Raw genomic sequence first — 18964 nt, 5'->3', positions numbered from 1 at the left:
GTGGACCCTTCGCTTCGGCAACGAGGTCCGTCCCGAAACTGAGTATTTCAAGGAAATTGATAAAAAAGCCGACACGAAGGTCGTCTCCGCAATTGAGAAGGTCATCAAAAAGCAAACGAAAAACTGGACGCCGGAAATGGCCAGCGATCCAGTCCAGGAAAGTCTCCTGAAGCTCATTGCAGAGAAGAAGGATCAGCTGAAGCCGAGGAAGAAGGGCAAAAAGGACAAATCCGTTTCCGCTGCGAACGACAGCAATGTCATCGACATCATGGATGCGCTGAGGAAGTCGCTCGAAAAAGATCGCCAGACGAGGAAAGCAAGCTGAAGCGAGGAAGACATCATGATCAGGTCACCAAATGCGAACCCGCGAGATGACGACATGGAATGCCAGGAAGCCTTGGAACCGGCTTTTATCGCTCTGGTAGACGAAGCAATCCGAGCGGGTTGGTCGCGCGAACAAGCGGTCCGTTCGCTCTCGGACCTCGCCGATCACATTTGGTTCGACGATCAAAATTTTCCTGACGACCCAGAGTACAACGGGACAAGCACACCGCTATAACGCCCTAGTTCTTTACGATGAGAACAATCGCCCTCAGTGTTGGCGCTGGGAACAAACTACCACAGAGTCTGTTTGGGGCCGCCGGTTTTCATCCGGCGCACTCCCATTCTTCCGGGCGCTTCCTTCCCCTTGAAGCGCCCTTTTTTTCCTCAAAATCGCGGTCCGGTTAAGCAAGACTCTCCCGGACCTTGAGTGCAGTTCTAATGTTGAAAACTGTCGCGCCGATCACCATTTTTCATTGCGACCCGAATAGCGATGGAAACGATGGTAAGCAGGATCAGAAAAACTCTGACCGTGCGAGAACGCGCGGCCATGTTTGAACACACCACGAAGGTAGCCACGGAAGCTACCGATGAAGAAGCCAGAGAGCGTGAAGAGAAAACCGCTCGCCTCCGTGCCCTAAGGTTGGCTGCCGAACTACAGTCTAGCAAGTAACCGCCTTACCCAAGTCTCCGGAACTAGTGTTCACCCATTGAGGTTGGAACAGATTGGCTAATGGAGACCAAAACGGGGATCGAAGTCGAAGAGACGGTGCTGCAGGCACAACGGATCAGTCACCACGTTGGGAAGGTCCCGAAGCGACCCGGCCGCGTGGATACCTTCCGGCGAAAGATGATTCAGACGGTAGCACTCGCAAATCTTCTGGAACACGATACCAAGGATAGCGCAGAGGCTTACGATGCTAGCGTAAAAGCCTATGGAACCACGACCTTCTGGACATATTCAGCAACCATTGGATGCTTCGCCATCATTATTGGAGCGATCTGGTTTTCAATTAACAGCATCGCCCAGCCGATCCAGCTGATAACCGGCTCGATGAAGAACCTTGCGTCCGGTGATGCCGATGCCGCCATTCCCTTTGCAGGCCGTGCTGACGAGATTGGCGACATGGCCGCAGCCGTCGAGGTCTTCCGCAAGAACGCGGTCGAGAACAAGCGGCTGGAAGGTGAAGCGGAAAACCAGCGCCACCTGACGGAAGAACAGCGCCGACGTGCAGCCGAGCAGGATCGTGTCCGCACTGAAGAGATGGAGCAGGCGACGCAGGGTCTTGCTGAAGGCCTAAAGCATCTGGCCTCTGGTGATTTATCCTTCCAGCTCGACCTAGCCTTCGCGCAAAACTTCGAGGGGCTGAGGGAAGACTTCAATCGCGCCATCGTGCAGCTTCGTGGGACATTAGCGGCGGTCGCTCAGGCGACGCATGCCATTGACGGCGGTTCGCGCGAGATTAGTTCCAGTGCAGAAGACCTTTCGAAACGCACGGAGCAGCAGGCGGCTTCGCTTGAAGAGACGGCGGCTGCTCTCGACGAGATCACGACGAATGTTGCGAACTCGACCAAACGAGCAGAAGAAGCCCGGACTGTTGCAGTTCAAGCTAACGAGAGCGCCCGTCAGTCTGGCAATGTTGTTGCCAATGCCGTCACCGCGATGGGACGCATCGAGGACTCGTCGGGACAAATCTCTAACATCATAGGCGTCATTGACGACATTGCCTTCCAGACTAACCTCCTGGCGTTAAACGCAGGCGTTGAAGCTGCTCGCGCTGGTGAAGCAGGAAAAGGCTTTGCAGTGGTTGCGCAGGAAGTGCGTGAGCTGGCACAGCGTTCGGCCCAGGCTGCACGCGAGATTAAGGACCTGATCGGCAAATCGACAGTTGAAGTCGAGACTGGCGTGAAGCTCGTCAGCGAGACGGGCGAGGCCCTCAAGAAGATCGAGGCTTATATTGTCACGATCAACCAGCACATGGACTCCATCGCCACGTCGGCCAAGGAGCAGTCCATCGGGCTGTCCGAAGTAAATATGGCCGTCAACCAGATGGACCAGGTAACGCAGCAGAATGCCGCCATGGTCGAAGAAGCCAGTGCTGCCGGTGCGACCTTAGCGAACGAAGCAAGTCGTCTGCGTGAGCTTGTTTCGCAGTTTCAGCTCGGCACGGCAGCCAGCTTCGCGACCGGCACGTCCAGAGCTGCACCCGTCAAACCTGCAACTCATGCATCTACTGCCTCTGCTCCACGCTCCATGGTCGGCAAGATCGCCAAAGCCTTCAGCGGACGTACCGGAGCGGCAGCCGCAGCCGTCGCAGACGACTGGCAAGAGTTCTGAACGGGCCCGAGCCAAGAACTTGTAGTCTCAGAGCCGCCGTCGGGCGGCTCTTCTATTTGGGACCTACTTCCGCTGTGATACTGTACGACGTTGAACGACGTAACGATCCCGTTTACCCGGCTGCCGCGAACGCCTTGACAAAACAGCGGAAAATACGTGTGCGTCAGCCCGTAATCACTGCCAACCACGTGAGGTCGCTTCCTACGAATTTGGCTCCGGTTGTGATGTCGGAAGTGTGATAGTGCTTCCCCATGCAACATTGCCGTTTGGAAAGAAGCAGATTTTGACCGTTTCTCCTGATCCATGAGGACATGTCATAGTGCGTTCCACTCAGTTCACCAATCTTCGTCGACTGCGTCGGCTTCATGGCATCAAGCAGGAGCATATGGCGGAACTGCTTCAGGTAAGTCAGCCCACGCTATCGCGACTGGAACGCGGGTTGATAGAATTGAAGCCCGCACAAGCTGCCTTGATCGAAAGGCACTTCGCAAAGCCTTCTGCACAAGTGGACCGTGCACTGGCACGGCTCGTAGATCATACGACATTATCAACGCATCTTATTGAGGACCGGTCGCACAAGCTGTTGGCCGCCTCGCCAGCCCGTTGGCAGGAGTGGCGGTTGGATCGCAACGATCTACTTGGAGCGTCGCTCAGACCCTTTGCAACGTCAGACATCGAGTTGGTTGAACAGACGCTTAATGACAGAGGGTGGTTCGATGATCTCGTCGGCGAGGTAAGTTTCGTAACCGCAGACAACGGAAATATTGACCTTCCTATCAGGCAGAGCAGCGTTTGCTGGGAGCGCGTCTGTCTCGCAGACGGGACCACCTGCAGGTTGGTGACTACGCTGCCTGAATAAAATATTCTGATGTGCCCCACGCCTTGCGTTGTGAACAATCTCGGATCAGAAGCGGGCATGGCAAACTCCGCTCCACGCTCAATTGTTTTTCTGGTCATCGCGTCAGGCACCGTACTGGGCGTCGCTGGCGTCGATCTAATCCTCCCTTCCGTCCCGTACTTGCCGCAGGCCCTTGGAGGCACCGTCATAGAGGCTCAATATGTACTTGCAGCCTACACACTTGGCACGGCAATCGGTCTGTTAAGCTTTGGCGCACTTGGAGATCGCGTCGAGCGCAACTTTCTGTTCTCCGCGTCTCTGACACTGTTTGCCTGCGTGTCCTTCATCGCCTCGTTTGCGTCAGACTTGTGGATGCTGGTTCTTCTGCGGGCCTTTCAGGGGGCGTTTGGCGCGGCTCCGGCTGTGTTTGCTCCAGGACTTTTACGGACGATCTACGGTGACCGCGAGGCTCCCCGGGTCCTAGGGTGGCTTGGCTCAATCGAGTCCTTGGCTCCTGCACTTGCTCCAATAGCTGGCTTGTTTCTCTTCCAGCTCGGCGGGTGGCGCTTGGCATTCGTGACCATGGCCGCCGCTGCCACTGTCGCCACCATCGCTTCCGTGATCCTCCTGCCAAAACCTGCCACCCATCAGCGGTCAGGTGGCGGGAGCTATTTCGCCCTTCTACGCACGCCGCTTTTCCTTCGATACGCGTTGAGCCAGGCGTTATCGCTTGGAAGCATCATGATCTTTGTCTTTGGTGCTCCGACTGCCTTTACCCAAGGGATGGGCCTGCCGATGACTTCTTTCATCCTCATGCAAGTTGTAGGAGTGTCTTTCTTCATCCTAGGTACCGTCGTCTCACCCAGGTTGACGAAGCGCTACGGCGCTGAGCGGGTGATCTGGGGAGGGACTGCCACCGTTGCAGGTACCTTCCTGGCCATCTTCATCGTCTCCTCACTCGGCGTTGGAGCCCTCACCTTCATCATCCCGCTTTTTGCACTGAACGGAATCGGTTTTGGGATTAGAGGACCGGTGGGGTTCCATCGCGCTATAGTAGCAGCGGATGGCGACGATTCTCGCGCCGCTGCGATGGTCGTGTTGACTTTCCTCGGAGTGGCAGCGGCAGGAACGGCAGTGGCAGCGCCGTCTCTCATGCAAGGCGTGGCACCTCTCGCTGGCTTGGCGGCAGTGGTTTCGGCAGGTGCTCTAGCGGCGCTTCGGATCGGGAGCAGCAACCGTCTCGCGCTGTAGAAGGCGCTTGAATAAATTCCTGTGACAACCAGGACAGACAAAACCAGCCGAACCGTATCGTGGGGTCAACATCCACTCCGCCGGAAAGAGGGGCAACCGGGGCGGTCCCAACTGCGACGGTAATACGGCGGGTAGTGCGCGGACCATAGGGTTCAGGTAGATCGTGCCACGACGCCCGGGATCGCAGTAGCCAGACCGCAGTCAGCACGCGTTCATCATGTGCGCGTGGCACACCTTCAGTTTGTTATCAAGCAGCGGCTCAGTTAACTCCCCACTCGAATTGGCCAAGCACAACGGCTCATGCCGAACCTGATTCAGAACCGACGGCGGAATGGAGGGCTACTGAGCAACTGACTTTACTCGGTAAATTAGGCATTGTAGTCGAAGACCATGATTTTGATCCGACCTTCGCGCCCGGACGAGGGCACCCGCGTAATCGAGATTTGGAGAGGCGCAGTTGACGCTACTCATCATTTTCTAACGCCTGAGGATCGCGTCGCCATTGATGAAATGGTGTGCGATTTCCTTCCGCGTGCTCCACTTTGGTTAGCAGTTGATGAAAATGACTACCCGCTGGCCTTCATGCTGATCGAGGACGGGCACATGGAGGCACTATTCGTTGATCCCGCCCGGCGAGGAGCAGGCATTGGTGCGGCCCTTGTACAGCATGGCCTCACGCTTCATCCAAAAATGACGACCGACGTCAACGAGCAGAATGATCAAGCTGTTCGCTTCTATGAACGAATGGGGTTTAGGCATACAGGGCGTTCGCCAGTCGACGGACAAGGCAGACGATATCCACTCATTCACTTGGAATATCTAGGCTGATTGTTTGAACCCTCAACGCGACCAAGGGCATTGCTTAGCACCGACATCATCTGTGCTGCGAAGGAGTTGACACGAGAGACCTGGGAACGGGTTTTCTCGCGTGTGCGTCTTTCTCTCCCCGTTGTTAAGGGGCCAGATGCCTAGACATTGCACTTGAGAATGTCACGACGTCGCCGAGGCGCTGGAACCAACTCTTCCTATCCTGCTTAATGGCGCGGGTCGGACCCGGGACTTCTCAACGGTCCCTGGTGCCGTTCTCCTTCTGTCTATCCTGATGCTGACATTGCAGACGTGGCTGAGGAAATCCGGGCGGTTCTCCGGCCCATTGGAAGCTAAATTACGGTAGGTTCAAAAGTCAAAATTGCCCTGTTGTCGGGCCTGATGACCGATAACATTCATTATTGGACCCTAGAAAACCGGGTCATTCTCGCCGCACACGCTGTTGTCCGTCACAGTCACAAGCTGAGCGAGAAGGCGTCCGCTGGTGTCGAGCCGAAGAAACTGCTGGTCATCCGCGTGAGAGCCACGTTGACCCGACAAGGCATCTGACCGCTATCGCGCTAAGAGGGTATAAGTAAGCACTTACGGCATCATGGGGCTCAAGGTTCGACGGGATACGCAACCATCGAGAGTGATTGGAAGGGCTGGATCAGAATGATATGTAGGTCCCCTTATTGAGCAGTTAATAAGCTGCAAAACGTCAGGTGTTGCCATGTCCGTTCGTGGTGTCTTCATAGGGATCAATAAGCATGTTGACCCTAAAATTGGTGAACTGGGCGGTGCGTGCGATGACGCTCGTGCGCTCTGGGCCTTGTTCTCCGATAACATCCCCGATCTAGAATCGAGACTTCTGCTTGATGATGTCGCCACTATCGAGAATTCGCGTCGAGCTATCCTTACTGCTTTGTCGGAAGCCCAAACTGATGATGTCGTTATTCTAAGCTTCGCGGGACACGGATCGGCGAACGGTCGCCTCGTCTTTTCAGACACCTCGCTTGCTGACCTCGATAATTCAACGCTTCCAATGTCCGAGTTGGCTGATGCGTTTGCTGGGAGTAAGGCACGCGTGATCCTCTGCGTGCTCGATTGCTGCTTCAGCGGCCAGGCCCCTGCCCGCGTCCTTGAAACCGAGGGAAGACCACGCTCCTTTTCGCCCTACGAAGGCATATTCGGTGAAGGCCGCGTGCTGTTCGCAGCTTGCGGTCCAGATGAATCGGCATGGGAGCAACCAGGCAGTGGCCATGGCGTCCTGACCTACTCGATCATCCAGGCACTTACCAACGCTGAGCTAACGTCGGTCGCATTTCCGGAGATCGCTGGAGCTATTATTGGAGCTGCACGGGTTGCGGCACAACAGATGGGTCGCACACAGACCCCGGAATTCCTCGGCCATATTCAGGGCGGGCTCACTTTCCCCCGATTTGAGCGGGGCGAGAATTACCTTGCTGCGTTTCCGGAACATGGGATCACGAAGGTCAGCGGCGATTTCGCGGAGTTTGAGCACCTCGGCTTCCCGCCTGAAGTCGTCAATATCTGGAAGAAGGATTTTCCGGAGGGGCTCAATCCCCTTCAGCTATCGGCAGTCAATGATTATGGAGTCCTGGCGGGCAACTCACTCCTTGTCGTCGCGCCAACCAGCTCAGGCAAAACGCTTGTCGGAGAACTCGCGAGCGCTCAGAACGTTACGTCTGGCAAAAAAGCTGTGTTCCTTCTGCCGTACCGCGCGCTTGTGAACGAGAAATTCGAGGACTTCTCAGCTCGCTACGGCAGCGCGGGATTGCGTGTTGCACGCTGCAGCGGCGATGCGTCTGATGGCGTCTCGTCGGTGATGACGGGCCGCTACGATATCGCGTTCTTTACCTACGAGATGTTCCTCAATATCGCGCTGGGGTCACCGAAGCTGCTCTCGCAGCTTGGTCTGGTGGTGGTCGATGAAGGTCAGTTTATCACCGATCCCAACCGAGGTATCACGGTCGAACTGATCCTGGCGATGCTTCTGCGAAACCGCGAAATCGGCATCAAACCGCAATTGCTAGTGTTGTCTGCCGTCATCGGCAGCCTCAATGGTTTCGATCAGTGGCTGCAGCTGCCAGTTTTGCGAAGGGACGTTCGCCCTGTACCGCTAATCGAAGGAGTTCTGGATCGATCAGGAACCTTTCAGAGCGTTGGAGCCGACGGCATCGTTCGAAAGGAGCAACTGCTTGAATATGGTGAAATTCGTCAGCGTCGGGACAAGCCCAGTTCGCAAGACGTCATCGTGCCCTTGGCAAAAAAATTGATCCGAAACGGAGAAAAAATCATCGTTTTCCGCAATGTTCGCGGCCCCGCTCAAGGATGTGCTGCATATCTCGCGGATGAACTTGGTCTGCCACCAGCATCTTCGGTCCTAGCTGCTCTTCCAGAACGCGACCTTTCTTCAGCGTCCCGGCATCTGCGGCGCTGCCTTGAGGGCGGAACCGCGTTTCACAACACGAACCTTCTTAGAGCAGAACGGGAAGCAGTTGAGAGAGGGTACCGTGATCGCAATGGCGGCATCCATGCGCTGGCGGCTACAACAACGCTTGCTGCTGGGATCAACACACCCGCATCTACCGTCATCCTGGCGGAAAACAATTTCGTCGGTGAGGACGGCAGGCCGTTTACCGTTGCCGAATATAAGAACATGGCAGGTCGTGCTGGCCGCCTCGGCTGGAACGAGACTGGCAAGGCGATCATCCTTGCAGAGACGCCGATGGAGCGCGCTCAGCTTTTTCACAGATATGTTCTCGGTGCGCCCGAGGATGTGCGGTCGTCCTTTCAGCAGAAAGACCTAGCGACTTGGACACTTCGATTGCTCAGCCAGGTAAGAGCGGTCCGCGCTGGCGATATCCCGCAACTACTGGTGAACACCTTCGGCGGATATACGGCTTCTCGTTCCAATCCAGATTGGGTGACACGTGTCAGCGCCGATGTAGCCGCTCTGGTGGAACGAATGTTGAAACTTGGTCTCGCTGAGATGGAGGATGACATGGTGCATCTCTCGCTCCTCGGGAAAGCTTGCGGTTCATCGTCCCTCGCATTCGAGTCGAGTCTCCGGTTGGTTGGGCTGCTTAGGGAAACCAATATCGCGGTCGATGAGATTTCGATTTTGGCATTAATCCAGGTCCTCGAAGAAATGGATTCAGCGTACGTCTCGATCTTCAAACGAGGTCGGGGCGAAAGTGCGCGCGTGTCTGAGGCATCTGCTCGCTACGGAATTGAAGCCGTCAGGTCACTACAGCGGTTTGCAGCTGACGAATTTGCATATTGGCAGCGATGCAAGCGTGCCGCCATCCTTTATGACTGGCTTGATGGAATCGAAGTGGAAGAGATCGAGAGGCGGTACAGCTATACGCCTTACCAGGGAAACGTTAGCTACGGGGATATTGTGCGCGTCGGCGATGCCACTCGATTTCACCTTCGGTCAGCTCATCAGATATTCGCAGTGATGTATCCCGAGAAACCTGAGCTTCTGGTTGGCCTGTCAGAGCTGCTAGATCGCCTTGAGCTTGGATTGCCCGCCAAGGCCTTGTTACTCACTGAAATCACCGGACTCTCCCGTGGTCAATATCTCGCGCTACTGCAGCACGGATGTCGGACACCGTCTGATGTAGACGCAATCCCCTACGCGACCCTAGTGGAGATTGTTGGGGAAGTCGGCGCAGCGTTGATAAGAGACAAGAATGGGGAGGCTGCTCAGGTCAGCTAGTATGGCTCGTTTCGATCTGTGCTGGGGCGGCGTCAGGTCGGGTTAGCTCAACCTCTGAAGCGGTCCATTCCGGATCAACTGGAAAGACACTGGCGTTGTGGCTCAGAATCTGTCGCGTCAGGTTTTCGAACCGGGTGACCTGCAAACGGGGTCGGCTTGAACCCAGTAGAGCTGCTGTGGCCTGATTGTCCGCGACTGCGTCCAGTGCGCGCAGTGTGGGCGGCTCGTCAGCAGCAACTCGGCTCATTTCAGCTTCCCAGTCTGCACAATCTTGCACCGTCGGCACAATGCGGCTCTGTATGTCCGCTACGAGGCTATAGTAGCGGCGCTGCAAGGTCTCGTGAGCGCGTGCCCTACCCCCAAAATCGAATACGAGCTGAAGAGCACCAATAAGTGCGATGGCACCACCAAGCAAAAGATATGCCTGAGAATTACCTCTCGTGAGGTCGGCGGCGGCGCTGGTACCACCTATGATGACCAGAAGATTGAAGAGGCGATTCCATCCATCCAGCCATCCCCTACGGGCGAGATGGTAGAGAGCGTTTCGCAAGGCCTGATGACGTGCCCGAAACGCCCTGTCTAGGCAATCCTCTTCTTCGTTCACTTCTTGCCGCCGCCATTTCTGTTCGGTGGTGGCTGATTACCGGCGCTACGCGTGGTCTCGGTTTTTGGACCGGAACCACCGCTCGTCTGACGTCCCGGACCCGGCTTGATGTTGCTGCCGCCGGGAGAATGCGAACCTTTTTTACCCGTCATTTGCGTCTCCATGTATGGCAAACATTCAATGCTTCACCGCTTACAGTTGCAACTCGCAAAGAAGCTTAAACACAAGTTTTCTATGGTTGGAACCTGCCAACATGTATGAATTTGGCGATTAAGCTGGACGGACCAATTGAACTACCGCGTTGGGCATTTACAGAAGTAGTTTCCATCGCTTTGTCGGACATCCACCGTCGACGCTGTTATAAACACCCGGTACTTGCTCGCAGACAATTGGGCCACCGCGAAACATGTAGGATAGCGGCCGAGGTAACTCAGCATCAGCTGCCGATGATTTTCTGCCTCGACCTGCGCAAACTCACAAACATAAGCCTTCTTCAATTCAGGGGGCTGAAATTCAAAACTCACATCCTCGCCCGATGAAATGACTATGCTGTTCAGCGGCTCCAAGGGCTGAGCATACCCTTGGGCATTCGCAAACGAGGAGAAGAAGACAGGATCAGGGGTCAAGAGCGCCGTCATCATCGCTGTAAAGACGATACCCGTGACCGCCCCCACAGCCGCAGATCGGATGTCACCTGGCAATCCATAAATGAGCCAGCGCCATCCGCGATAGAGATACGTCCCGAGCCAATTCATCAGAATGCCGGAAACACGAGGGCGTAGCTCAGCTCCGCAGATCGCGCCTGAATGCCGAAGCTCCGTTCACCTATAGCTCCGCACGATAGGAAGCTGTTGACCTCACGAAATTGCTCCTGACGTGGAAGCACGTCTGAGACACACCGCTCAATCCCGCTACGTGCTTCCGCAGTTCCCATGGCCTCAAGAAACCCGCTGCTGTCCTCTTTGCTGAACGCTCCCTCGACAAAGGGCTGCCTGAAGGCTTCCAATATTCGCGGCGCGAAGCTTTCGCGAAGGGCCTGCGATCCTTCGGCGGTGGCAAGTTTGAACTCAATTCGAATTCTATCCAATTCTCCTATCGCCGCGTAAGTCGCCATCATCGCCGGATTGGCATTCGCAGATTGATTTGGTGGAAGCGCAACGCTGAAACGGCATATCCGCTGAGATGGATTTGAGTACAGGCTTACAATTAAGCTGTCGTCAAACTCAATTGACGCCAACTCCGCGACATCATTGCACTCAGTCAACGTCATTCCTGCCCGCGCACCGTCGGTCGCCAGCCAGGCTACGAGAGCTGAAAACAGTAGGCGTGAAAAATTGCTACGACGGGTCACGGTTGCAGTGAATCCTTGACCGGCCCCTGATAGCTCGGATCGAGCGCGATATTTAGAATGTGCGCCAATCGGAAACCAGCGTTTCTGACCCTATCCTCAGCAATCGGTGCGAACGCCATGCGGTAGGCCTGATCCGCAACGACTGTTCGCTCCTCATCATTCTCACCCAACGTGACCTGGCTGTCCGAGTAGTTGCAGGAGGCTCCGACCTTTACGCAGTATTGAACTTCCGGCCGCAGCGTGATTTCGAAGGATTCGTTCGCCCATATTGCCGGGTCGGTCCCAACCATCTGTTGTTCATCGATCAAACTTGTGTTTGCGAGCAGAGTATCAACCGCCCTGTACGTGATCGTGCGGCGTCCCCAGCTTGCTTTGAAGTCGGCGCGATTGCGAACCTTCTGGAAAAGCCCCGCTTCCAAGAGGCAACCGTCCCAGACCGCGTGCAGGTTTCCGGGCCGGTACGATGATGTCCCACAGCCACCCGGCACCTTCGCCTTTATGGCGTTCCCGCCCTTATCGTCAGCGAAGGAAATATGAAGTGGTTGGTGGATGTCGCCAATCCAGTGTCCGACAGCCATTAGCGCGAAGACGCGGTCTTCATCCGATTTTGAGCGATCCTTCAAAATCGCCAAATCGCGGTCTATCCCAGCGAAAATACACGATCCACCAACCGGGCAGCTCGCTGAAGGAATGGAACTTGTCGTCCTGTCCAGGTTGACGAAATGGTCCGCAGGATGTTTGCGAGGCCTTTCGTCTTCTTCGAGACAGCCGACGTTGAATGAGGTGTAGTGCCGAAGCTCTGTTCCGTCCTTTGCCTGAACTGTAATGCCACCCTGCCCTGCGTGGAAGATTTTCTTCAATTCGTCGCGCGATGCGTCCGTCAAATTTCGGTACGCGAGGTCGCACACTGTCAGATGGCCAAACTCACCCCAGGCTCGGGCTGGCTCCCGCAAACTCAGCCAGCCACCTGCAACCGCAGCAAATATGAGAATTCCTGTAGCAATGCGTCCCATGTTGTCCCCTCACGAGCTAACGCAGCGCGATCATATCGCAACTTATAGGAAAGTGAAGAGATTCTTAATTTCCGCGTTGGTTGCTTGGGTGTCGAGCGGCACATGAGACAGACGCCGGTAGTAGCTCACGGAATAGCTGTTCTCCGAAGCCCGCAACGAACCCGCACCTGGCCTAAGGACCGTGCTATACTGCGCGGCTAGTAGCACTGGCACCAATCTTGCCAAAAAACACAAACAACGCAAAACTCAACCCAAAGACGAGAGGGGAATTCGTTTTGTACCTGGCATCGCTAACCATCTCGAATTTTCGACGTTTCACGAAAACCACGTTAAGCTTTCAGCCCGGTCTCAACGTCATTGTCGGCCCGAATAATATCGGAAAATCCGCCGTCGTCGACGGTTTACGTGCTTTGCTGGCGGGAGCCGACGACCCCTATCCCCGCTTTACCTCAGATGACATTCATCTTCCAAAGGCAGGTACGGCCACAGGCGAGATCACGTTCACCTTTGTATTCAAAGACCTCGACCTGGACGACGAGGCCGACTTTTTGCATGCAATCCGAGAGAAACTATCTGGCGACATAGAAGCCGTGATGGGCGTCACCTATGGGGAGCCCGACAAGTCTGGACGTCTGCGCGCCAGACGATGGTGCGGTCAGTTTGAAGAGGTACCTGCATCGTCTCAAATGTTGGATAACTTGCGAAGTGTGTACCTGCAGCCGCTGCGAGACGCCGAGCAGAATCTTCGACCGGGACGCAACAGCCAGCTATCCCGTCTGCTCCACCTCCTGTCAGGAAAAGAGGCCAGGGAAGAGATTGGCGACCTTCTCAAGCACCTTGATAAAGACATTAAGAACGTTCAGCCCCTCAAAGATGCTCAGGATGCCATTTTCGGACGACACCAAACGATGCTCGGCGCGCAACTCGCCCAAGTGCTGAACGTCGAACTGGCAGGCAACGATTTCGGAAAACTTGCAGCCAGATTGTCGCTGCTTGTTGACGCTTTCGACTCGATAGAAACGGCCTTGGTTACCCAACGATTCAAGCTTGGAGTATTCAAACTGCACTGACCAAAAAACGAGGCTTCATTTCCGCCGGGCTGACAGAAGCGTCCCGGCGTGGAACCTTAATGAGAAACCGTCGAACTGTCTCGGACCACCAGGATATACGTCACGACGCCGCCGTCCGAACTGGAATATGGATACTCCAGGCTCACCTGAAATCCGATCCGAGCGCCCACGGACGCGGTACCGGCAAGCACTCCGCCCATCCAATCTTGAATATCGTCGAATGACTGAAAATCAATCTGGCGACGACGAATGGTAGCATATCGGCCATCCAACACGGCATGCCCCATGGCGAGAGCATCCTCCATCGCACTGAAGGTATCTCTCTCGGCAACCATGTCGGAAGTGCCCGCCTTCGCCCCTTCGTCGAAGCCGATTTTGTACCAGGCTCCGGTCGTATCTATTTCCTCTGGCAAGTAAGACCTCGTTCTTAATTTGTCCGGCCTCGTTCTCGCGAACGCCGCCTCGGATGGGCCATCAAGGCGTTGGTAGCACGCCGAAAATGAATGAGTTGTTTCCTCAAACGGCTGGAACAGAGGGCCACGTCGCTCGTGGCCAGACAAAATGCTCACCGGGTAATATTTTTTTTAAAGTAATGTAGAAGTAACGCCGTCACTCTACTTGCATGCCCTGGTTTGCGACCCCAAGGCGTTTTATTGGAGTTCGAAAGGAGTTCTCACGCCCGAAATGCAATACGCAAGGAATTCACTCAATCGCAATCCAGCCCCTTCAACGCGGTTGGCGGATTCGAGGCAAAACGACGTTGCCGGACTAAACTTCACCCGGCGAAAATTCAATTTATATCTCCAAAAATTTGAAATATTATCAAGTTAAATCGGTCCGACGCCGGAATAAATTCCTAAACTCCAATCACCTAATGAGGCCTTTACAGGATTCCGATCAAAGGAATTAAGGTCGCATATCCAAATTATCGATTTTTTTTTGCAGAATTCCTTGCGGCAGAATTACAGTATTATCCGAATATATGAAAGTATCTCGAAGATATCGAAAATTTGCAATGTGATACTTAATCATGTCTTATCCGGCTCATGCCTGATCTTACAGCGAGCCTTTACCGTGCATAACGACATGATAGAGCAAGTCTTGGAGCGCTTACGCGCAAATGCCAACCAGACAGCAGCAAGACCGAGAAGAGCCCTACGTCTCAGAGGATCGTACAGCGATAGATACCGTGAGACCGTCGAAGCCTTGGCCGAGCGGATGCTCGGTATCCTCCGCTTGAATGAGGCTGCCGCCCCCCTCCCGCATCTCGACGCCAGAGCGCCTTTGAGTGAAGAGCCTGCCACTGCAGGCGTCGCCTTGCAGGATGATGACCACGCAGACGTCACTGTCGAGCATCACTCCGTAAACGAGCGATCTGAGCGGCGGCCATTAATCACCTTGAAGGGGAACGTCACGGTATCCGACCGCGCGTCGCTTTACGCCCCGCGCCAGGGTGTCCAAGTGCAAGTGGTCAAACGCAGAGTTCCGTCCGCTCTTCAGGTGAAGCCAGTTAGATTCTCAGACCCCAGCGCACCACAAGCGGAACGGCGAAATTATAAGCAAAAGATCGAGGCGCTCTACTGGCCGTCCATATCCGGGAAAGAGCCACAAGCCAAGAGTGAGGTGAACTCGACTGCCGCTCGGTCAGAGCTACGCCAATCTGCATCACATACGCCTCTTCAGCCGGAGAATAGGCAAAATCTGCAGCCGACGATGCGCCCCGCCGGTAGCGTGCGGGTAGAACCAGTAGCGACTCCGTCTGCTCCTGAGCACCGAGATGGACGAATACATTTCGAGTACGATGACACCGTCAGGAAGTTGGCCGAACCTGTTCGGAAGGCCATTAAGCAAGTCGGCATTAAGCGATACGGGATTCTCACCTGCTTCGAAGTCATTACCGACATGCTGGGATACGACGGCTACAACGACTTCATGGATCGTTTCGAGGACTTCCCGCCCTCTCCAACTGACCTACAGGCGTCACCCGAGGAGCGAATTAGGCGCTACCGGCAATATTGCGCGGCGCTTGAGAAGCATGGCCTGAGCACCGAGCAAGCCAAGGAAGCAATCAAGTTAAGCCGCAAGGGCGAGTGGTTCGGCTTCGAAGACATTCAGGACTTGATACAGGAGCATGCCAGCAAGGCTGGTCGAGAAAGAGCAGCCGTGGGCGGCTTTGCAACGACCACAGATCGGGGGAAAGCGCCTAACCCACTTTCCAAGGGCGAGCAGCTATCTGGACGAATGGTCCCGACGGAAATCATGGGCTTCGACAGCCGCGACGTTGCGTTCGCGGTGGGCAAGAGAATTGGGCACGCGCTTCGGAAGCGAGGGATTGAATGTGGCCTGAATCGCGGGCGCGAATATGCAGCCAGGATGTTCGGATATGAAAACCTAAATACCTTGATTCACACGTGCCACACTCGCCCACGTTCTCTCCCTGACGACCAGCTCTCGGAAAACGAGAAATCGGCTCGTCTCAGCCAATACGCAAACGTACTCATCGCGCAGGGGCTGAGCAGGTCCGAAGCAATCGATGTGCTGCGAGCGTCTAGGATCGGTGGATGGTTGGCATTTTGGGGCCGGGATGACCAATCGACACAGCATTAACCGTCAACGATTTGAAAAACCACCGGGGGGACATTCTTATGTCAACGAATGAAGTGAAGCCACAGAGCGACCGCACAACCGGCTCAGAAGCGGCAGGTGAGCCGAATTGTTTTCAATGTGTTCACTCGATGCCCGACTTTACCGAAGGTTATTTGCGTTTGCAGTCAGCCTACCAGGAAAATCGTCGGTCAGCACTGGACGAGGCTTACGAAAGTTTTGTCCGGGTGTGGGAGAACGAAGCGATTTCTCGGTACGCGAATTCTTTGCGGATCGGCTTTGATGAAACTGGCGACATCAAGCGTGGGGTTGGTGACGAGGAAGCGCCGAGCGAGCCCAACTGGGTTTGCCGAATCTACACGGTCAAGGTCGGCGAAGATGTATGTTATCGGCTTCGCAACTCGGACGGTACCGTTGACGGAGATTGGGGACTCGAAGGTATCGAAAGTCTCATAGAGAAACACGTCGGAGGTGAAGATGACCCCTTCTATACCAACTTCGCGCTGCATTTCTATCGCGAAACCCATGACGTTATGCGGGGCGACTATGTGATGGTGGCCGATATCGATGATGACACAGATGTCATCAACATACGCGTCATTAGGGGCGACGAAGAAGAACTACGGTATCCGAACCGGTTTATCTTTTTCGAGTCGAGTTCCTGGTGGAACGCCCAGAAATAAGGCGCGTCCCGCTCTGAGGGGCAATGGTGGGTGCAAGCGTAGGCGGCCGCGAGGGCCTTGCGAGCCCGCCTACCGGCGACCTACACTCTTCTACTTCGGTTTAATTGTATGGAGGCGATCCAAAAATCAGGCTGTCGCCGAATCGTGGTACAGAAATCGAACCTGAAGCTGACGTTCCGGACCGGAACGTCAGACGGTCGATTCCTATTCGACGATTTCCCATACGAAACATTGTCAATTGATGCACAGCCCCAACCACCGATCCCCCGTCACCGCCCTCTTCGACGAGAGGACACTCGAAAAGCCTCTCGAAGCTCTACGGCGCATCTGGGGGTATCAGGATTTTCGCGGGAAACAGGCGGATGTTATTCAACATATTTTAGCTGGGAACGACGCACTGGTCCTTTTCCCCACGGGAAAAGGAAAATCGCTTTGCTTCCAGCTTCCGGGGGTCTGCCTTCCAGGTGTCACTGTTGTTGTTTCTCCTTTGGTCGCTCTCATGCGAGATCAGGTCGAGGAACTGAAAGCTCTTGGTATCGAGGCCGAATGCCTGTGGTCGCAGCAATCGGAAGAAGAGTCTCGCTCAGTCAGGTCGAAGCTACGTGCAGGTAAGCTAAAACTAATTTACGTCACACCTGAGCGCGTCATGCTCCCCGGCTTCGGCGACCTGTTTGGCAACGTGCCGATTTCCCTGATCGCAATCGATGAATGTCACTGCGTCAGCAGTTGGGGACACAACTTCCGCAAAGACTACCTTGGCCTCGGCAAGCTCAAGGAACTTTACCCCGGCGTGCCCAGGATCGCTCTTACGGCAACAGCCGATCCTCATACCCGAGACGATATCATCCGCCAGCTTCACCTCGACGACGCCGCAGTGTTCGTCGACAGCTTTGACCGCCCAAACATCACCTACCAGATTGCTGAACGGGATAACGCACGCACGCAGCTTCTTCGCTTCCTTCAGCGTCACGATGGTTCCAGCGGCATTGTCTACTGCCTGTCCCGACGAAAAGTCGAGGAAACGGCAGAGTGGCTCAACAAGCAGGGTATCAAGGCGCGAGCCTACCACGCGGGAATGGACCCGAGTGTGAAGGCAGATAACCAGGATGCGTTCCGAATGGAGGAAGACCTTTGTTTGGTCGCCACCGTCGCATTCGGCATGGGTATCAATAAGCCAAACGTCAGGTACGTCGCACACCTCGACCTGCCCTCATCCGTCGAAGGTTACTACCAGGAGACAGGTCGAGCCGGGCGGGATGGCCTGCCGTCCGAAGCTTTCATGATCTACGGCATGCAGGACATCGTTCAACGCCAGCGGATGATCGATGAAGGTGAAGCCACCGATGAGATCAAGCGAATAGAACGGGCGAAGCTCAGTGCCCTGCTTGGCATATGCGAGACTGCAGGATGTCGCCGGAAGGCCATCCTATCGCACTTTGGCGAGGCAGCACCTACCCGCTGCGGAAATTGCGACACTTGCAACAATCCGGTCGAGACCTGGGATGGTACCGAGGCCTCAATCAAAGCATTGGCAGCGGTCTATCGAACCGGCGAACGTTTCGGCGCTGCCCATGTTATTGACGTCCTGCTTGGCAAAGTGACCGAACGCACGAGCAAATTCGGGCATGACCAACTTGCCGTATTCGGCGTCGGCAAGGAGCTGTCAGTTCACGCATGGCAATCCGTCTTCCGTCAGCTTCTCGCCCTTGGCTTCATTCGGGTTGATCATGACGAATACGGTGCGCTGAAACTGGAGCCGTCGGCCCACGCCGTGTTCAAGAAAGAGGTGTCGGTGACACTTCGCCGCGACACGGTGGATGATGTTCGAAAGCGTGAACGCGGTAAGCCTGTTGCTTCAGCGGCCCGATCCGGAATGTCGGTCGACGACGAGAGGCTCTTTCAGGCACTACGCGCGCTTAGACTCTTGATCTCAAAGGACATGGGTGTCGCGCCATACGTCGTCTTTCCAGATACGACCCTGATCGCTTTCGCGACCAACCGGCCTACGACGGAGCGGGACATGTTGTCGATATCGGGAGTCGGAGCCACGAAATTTGCTCGATACGGGGAGCAGTTTATGGAAACTATTCTGGAACACGAGTGAGCATTCGGTCTTACGAGACGGATTTGACCCATAAAGCGGCTTCCATTGAAGGAAACGCCTTGCAGTTCTTACTGTCGATAACGTTTACGTAGTTTTGTGGGTCTATCACCGCATGGCGACTGTAAAGCGCTCCGGTCGACAGTGCCCTCTTCACGGAATGCGATAATGGTATCGCAAATTTCCGATAGGAAGGCCAACGCGAGGGTTGGTACCCTCCCAATTCTCGCCAGAG

General features: G+C 55.2%; 13 protein-coding genes and 2 pseudogenes. 10 read left to right on the top strand and 5 right to left on the bottom strand.

All coding sequences use genetic code 11. From position 1 onward, the window contains the following. From BLX89_RS24605 to BLX89_RS06455, 6 genes and pseudogenes are all read left to right on the top strand, one after another. Positions 1-325: pseudogene (locus BLX89_RS24605) on the top strand (non-homologous end joining protein Ku); the annotation flags it as partial. Positions 326-1309: 984 nt separating this feature from the next. Continuing rightward, a pseudogene (locus BLX89_RS06475) lies at positions 1310-2659 on the top strand (methyl-accepting chemotaxis protein); the annotation flags it as partial. A gap of 319 nt (positions 2660-2978) precedes the next feature. After that, positions 2979-3518: a helix-turn-helix domain-containing protein gene (locus tag BLX89_RS06470; protein ID WP_075289804.1), complete on the top strand. Its 540-nt coding sequence runs from the start codon at positions 2979-2981 to the stop codon at positions 3516-3518. Positions 3519-3575: 57 nt separating this feature from the next. Next, positions 3576-4748: an MFS transporter gene (locus tag BLX89_RS06465; protein WP_075289803.1), complete on the top strand. Its 1173-nt coding sequence runs from the start codon at positions 3576-3578 to the stop codon at positions 4746-4748. A 390-nt stretch (positions 4749-5138) separates the two neighbouring features. Then, the gene (locus BLX89_RS06460) at positions 5139-5576 is read left to right on the top strand and encodes an acetyltransferase (protein WP_075289802.1); all 438 of its coding nucleotides are present in this window, start codon (positions 5139-5141) and stop codon (positions 5574-5576) included. 712 nt (positions 5577-6288) lie between these two features. Next, a complete protein-coding gene (locus tag BLX89_RS06455; protein WP_075289801.1) occupies positions 6289-9303 on the top strand; it encodes a DEAD/DEAH box helicase in 3015 nt (1004 codons plus the stop codon). 600 nt (positions 9304-9903) lie between these two features. Here BLX89_RS06455 and BLX89_RS24600 read toward each other — a convergent pair. The 4 genes from BLX89_RS24600 to BLX89_RS06435 form a co-directional block, all read right to left on the bottom strand. Beyond that, on the bottom strand, positions 9904-10059 hold the full coding sequence (locus BLX89_RS24600; RefSeq protein ID WP_158025937.1) for a hypothetical protein: 156 nt from the start codon (positions 10057-10059) through the stop codon (positions 9904-9906). 141 nt (positions 10060-10200) lie between these two features. Next, positions 10201-10662: a hypothetical protein gene (locus tag BLX89_RS06445; protein ID WP_075289799.1), complete on the bottom strand. Its 462-nt coding sequence runs from the start codon at positions 10660-10662 to the stop codon at positions 10201-10203. Beyond that, on the bottom strand, positions 10662-11258 hold the full coding sequence (locus tag BLX89_RS24140) for a hypothetical protein (protein WP_143523512.1): 597 nt from the start codon (positions 11256-11258) through the stop codon (positions 10662-10664). Before BLX89_RS24140 ends, BLX89_RS06445 begins: the two co-directional genes overlap by 1 nt. Beyond that, entirely contained in the window at positions 11255-12271 is a 1017-nt protein-coding gene (locus tag BLX89_RS06435) for a S1/P1 nuclease (protein WP_075289797.1), read from the bottom strand. Before BLX89_RS06435 ends, BLX89_RS24140 begins: the two co-directional genes overlap by 4 nt. Before the next feature lie 275 nt (positions 12272-12546). Between BLX89_RS06435 and BLX89_RS06430 the strand changes: the two genes are divergently transcribed. Next, positions 12547-13341, top strand: a complete 795-nt coding sequence (locus BLX89_RS06430; protein ID WP_075289796.1) for an AAA family ATPase — start codon at positions 12547-12549, stop codon at positions 13339-13341. 56 nt (positions 13342-13397) lie between these two features. Here BLX89_RS06430 and BLX89_RS24950 read toward each other — a convergent pair whose 3' ends face one another. After that, the gene (locus BLX89_RS24950) at positions 13398-13754 is read right to left on the bottom strand and encodes a hypothetical protein (protein WP_075289795.1); all 357 of its coding nucleotides are present in this window, start codon (positions 13752-13754) and stop codon (positions 13398-13400) included. Between the two features lie 793 nt (positions 13755-14547). On the opposite strand from BLX89_RS24950, the gene BLX89_RS06420 reads away from it, so the two are divergent. The 3 genes from BLX89_RS06420 to recQ all read left to right on the top strand — a co-directional run bounded on the left by BLX89_RS06420 (position 14548) and on the right by recQ (position 18732). After that, on the top strand, positions 14548-15948 hold the full coding sequence (locus BLX89_RS06420; protein ID WP_143523511.1) for a hypothetical protein: 1401 nt from the start codon (positions 14548-14550) through the stop codon (positions 15946-15948). Between the two features lie 38 nt (positions 15949-15986). Then, the gene (locus tag BLX89_RS24135) at positions 15987-16628 is read left to right on the top strand and encodes a hypothetical protein (RefSeq protein WP_143523510.1); all 642 of its coding nucleotides are present in this window, start codon (positions 15987-15989) and stop codon (positions 16626-16628) included. Positions 16629-16869: 241 nt separating this feature from the next. After that, positions 16870-18732 (top strand): DNA helicase RecQ, encoded by a 1863-nt coding sequence (gene recQ, locus BLX89_RS06410; RefSeq protein ID WP_075289792.1) that lies wholly within the window; start codon positions 16870-16872, stop codon positions 18730-18732. Positions 18733-18964 lie beyond the last annotated feature (232 nt).

Origin of the sequence: Pararhizobium arenae, assembly GCF_001931685.1 — a bacterium.
Taxonomy (GTDB): Bacteria; Pseudomonadota; Alphaproteobacteria; order Rhizobiales; family Rhizobiaceae; genus Pararhizobium; species Pararhizobium arenae.
This window is presented reverse-complemented; position numbering and strand designations above follow the sequence as displayed.

Coding starts and splice junctions, on each gene's coding strand:
- BLX89_RS06465 (WP_075289803.1), top strand. CDS start 3,576: ATGGCAAACTCCGCTCCACGCTCAATTGTTTTTCTGGTCATCGCGTCA.
- BLX89_RS06460 (WP_075289802.1), top strand. CDS start 5,139: ATGATTTTGATCCGACCTTCGCGCCCGGACGAGGGCACCCGCGTAATC.
- BLX89_RS06455 (WP_075289801.1), top strand. CDS start 6,289: ATGTCCGTTCGTGGTGTCTTCATAGGGATCAATAAGCATGTTGACCCT.
- BLX89_RS24600 (WP_158025937.1), bottom strand. CDS start 10,059: ATGACGGGTAAAAAAGGTTCGCATTCTCCCGGCGGCAGCAACATCAAG.
- BLX89_RS06445 (WP_075289799.1), bottom strand. CDS start 10,662: ATGAATTGGCTCGGGACGTATCTCTATCGCGGATGGCGCTGGCTCATT.
- BLX89_RS06435 (WP_075289797.1), bottom strand. CDS start 12,271: ATGGGACGCATTGCTACAGGAATTCTCATATTTGCTGCGGTTGCAGGT.
- BLX89_RS24135 (WP_143523510.1), top strand. CDS start 15,987: ATGTCAACGAATGAAGTGAAGCCACAGAGCGACCGCACAACCGGCTCA.
- recQ (WP_075289792.1), top strand. CDS start 16,870: ATGCACAGCCCCAACCACCGATCCCCCGTCACCGCCCTCTTCGACGAG.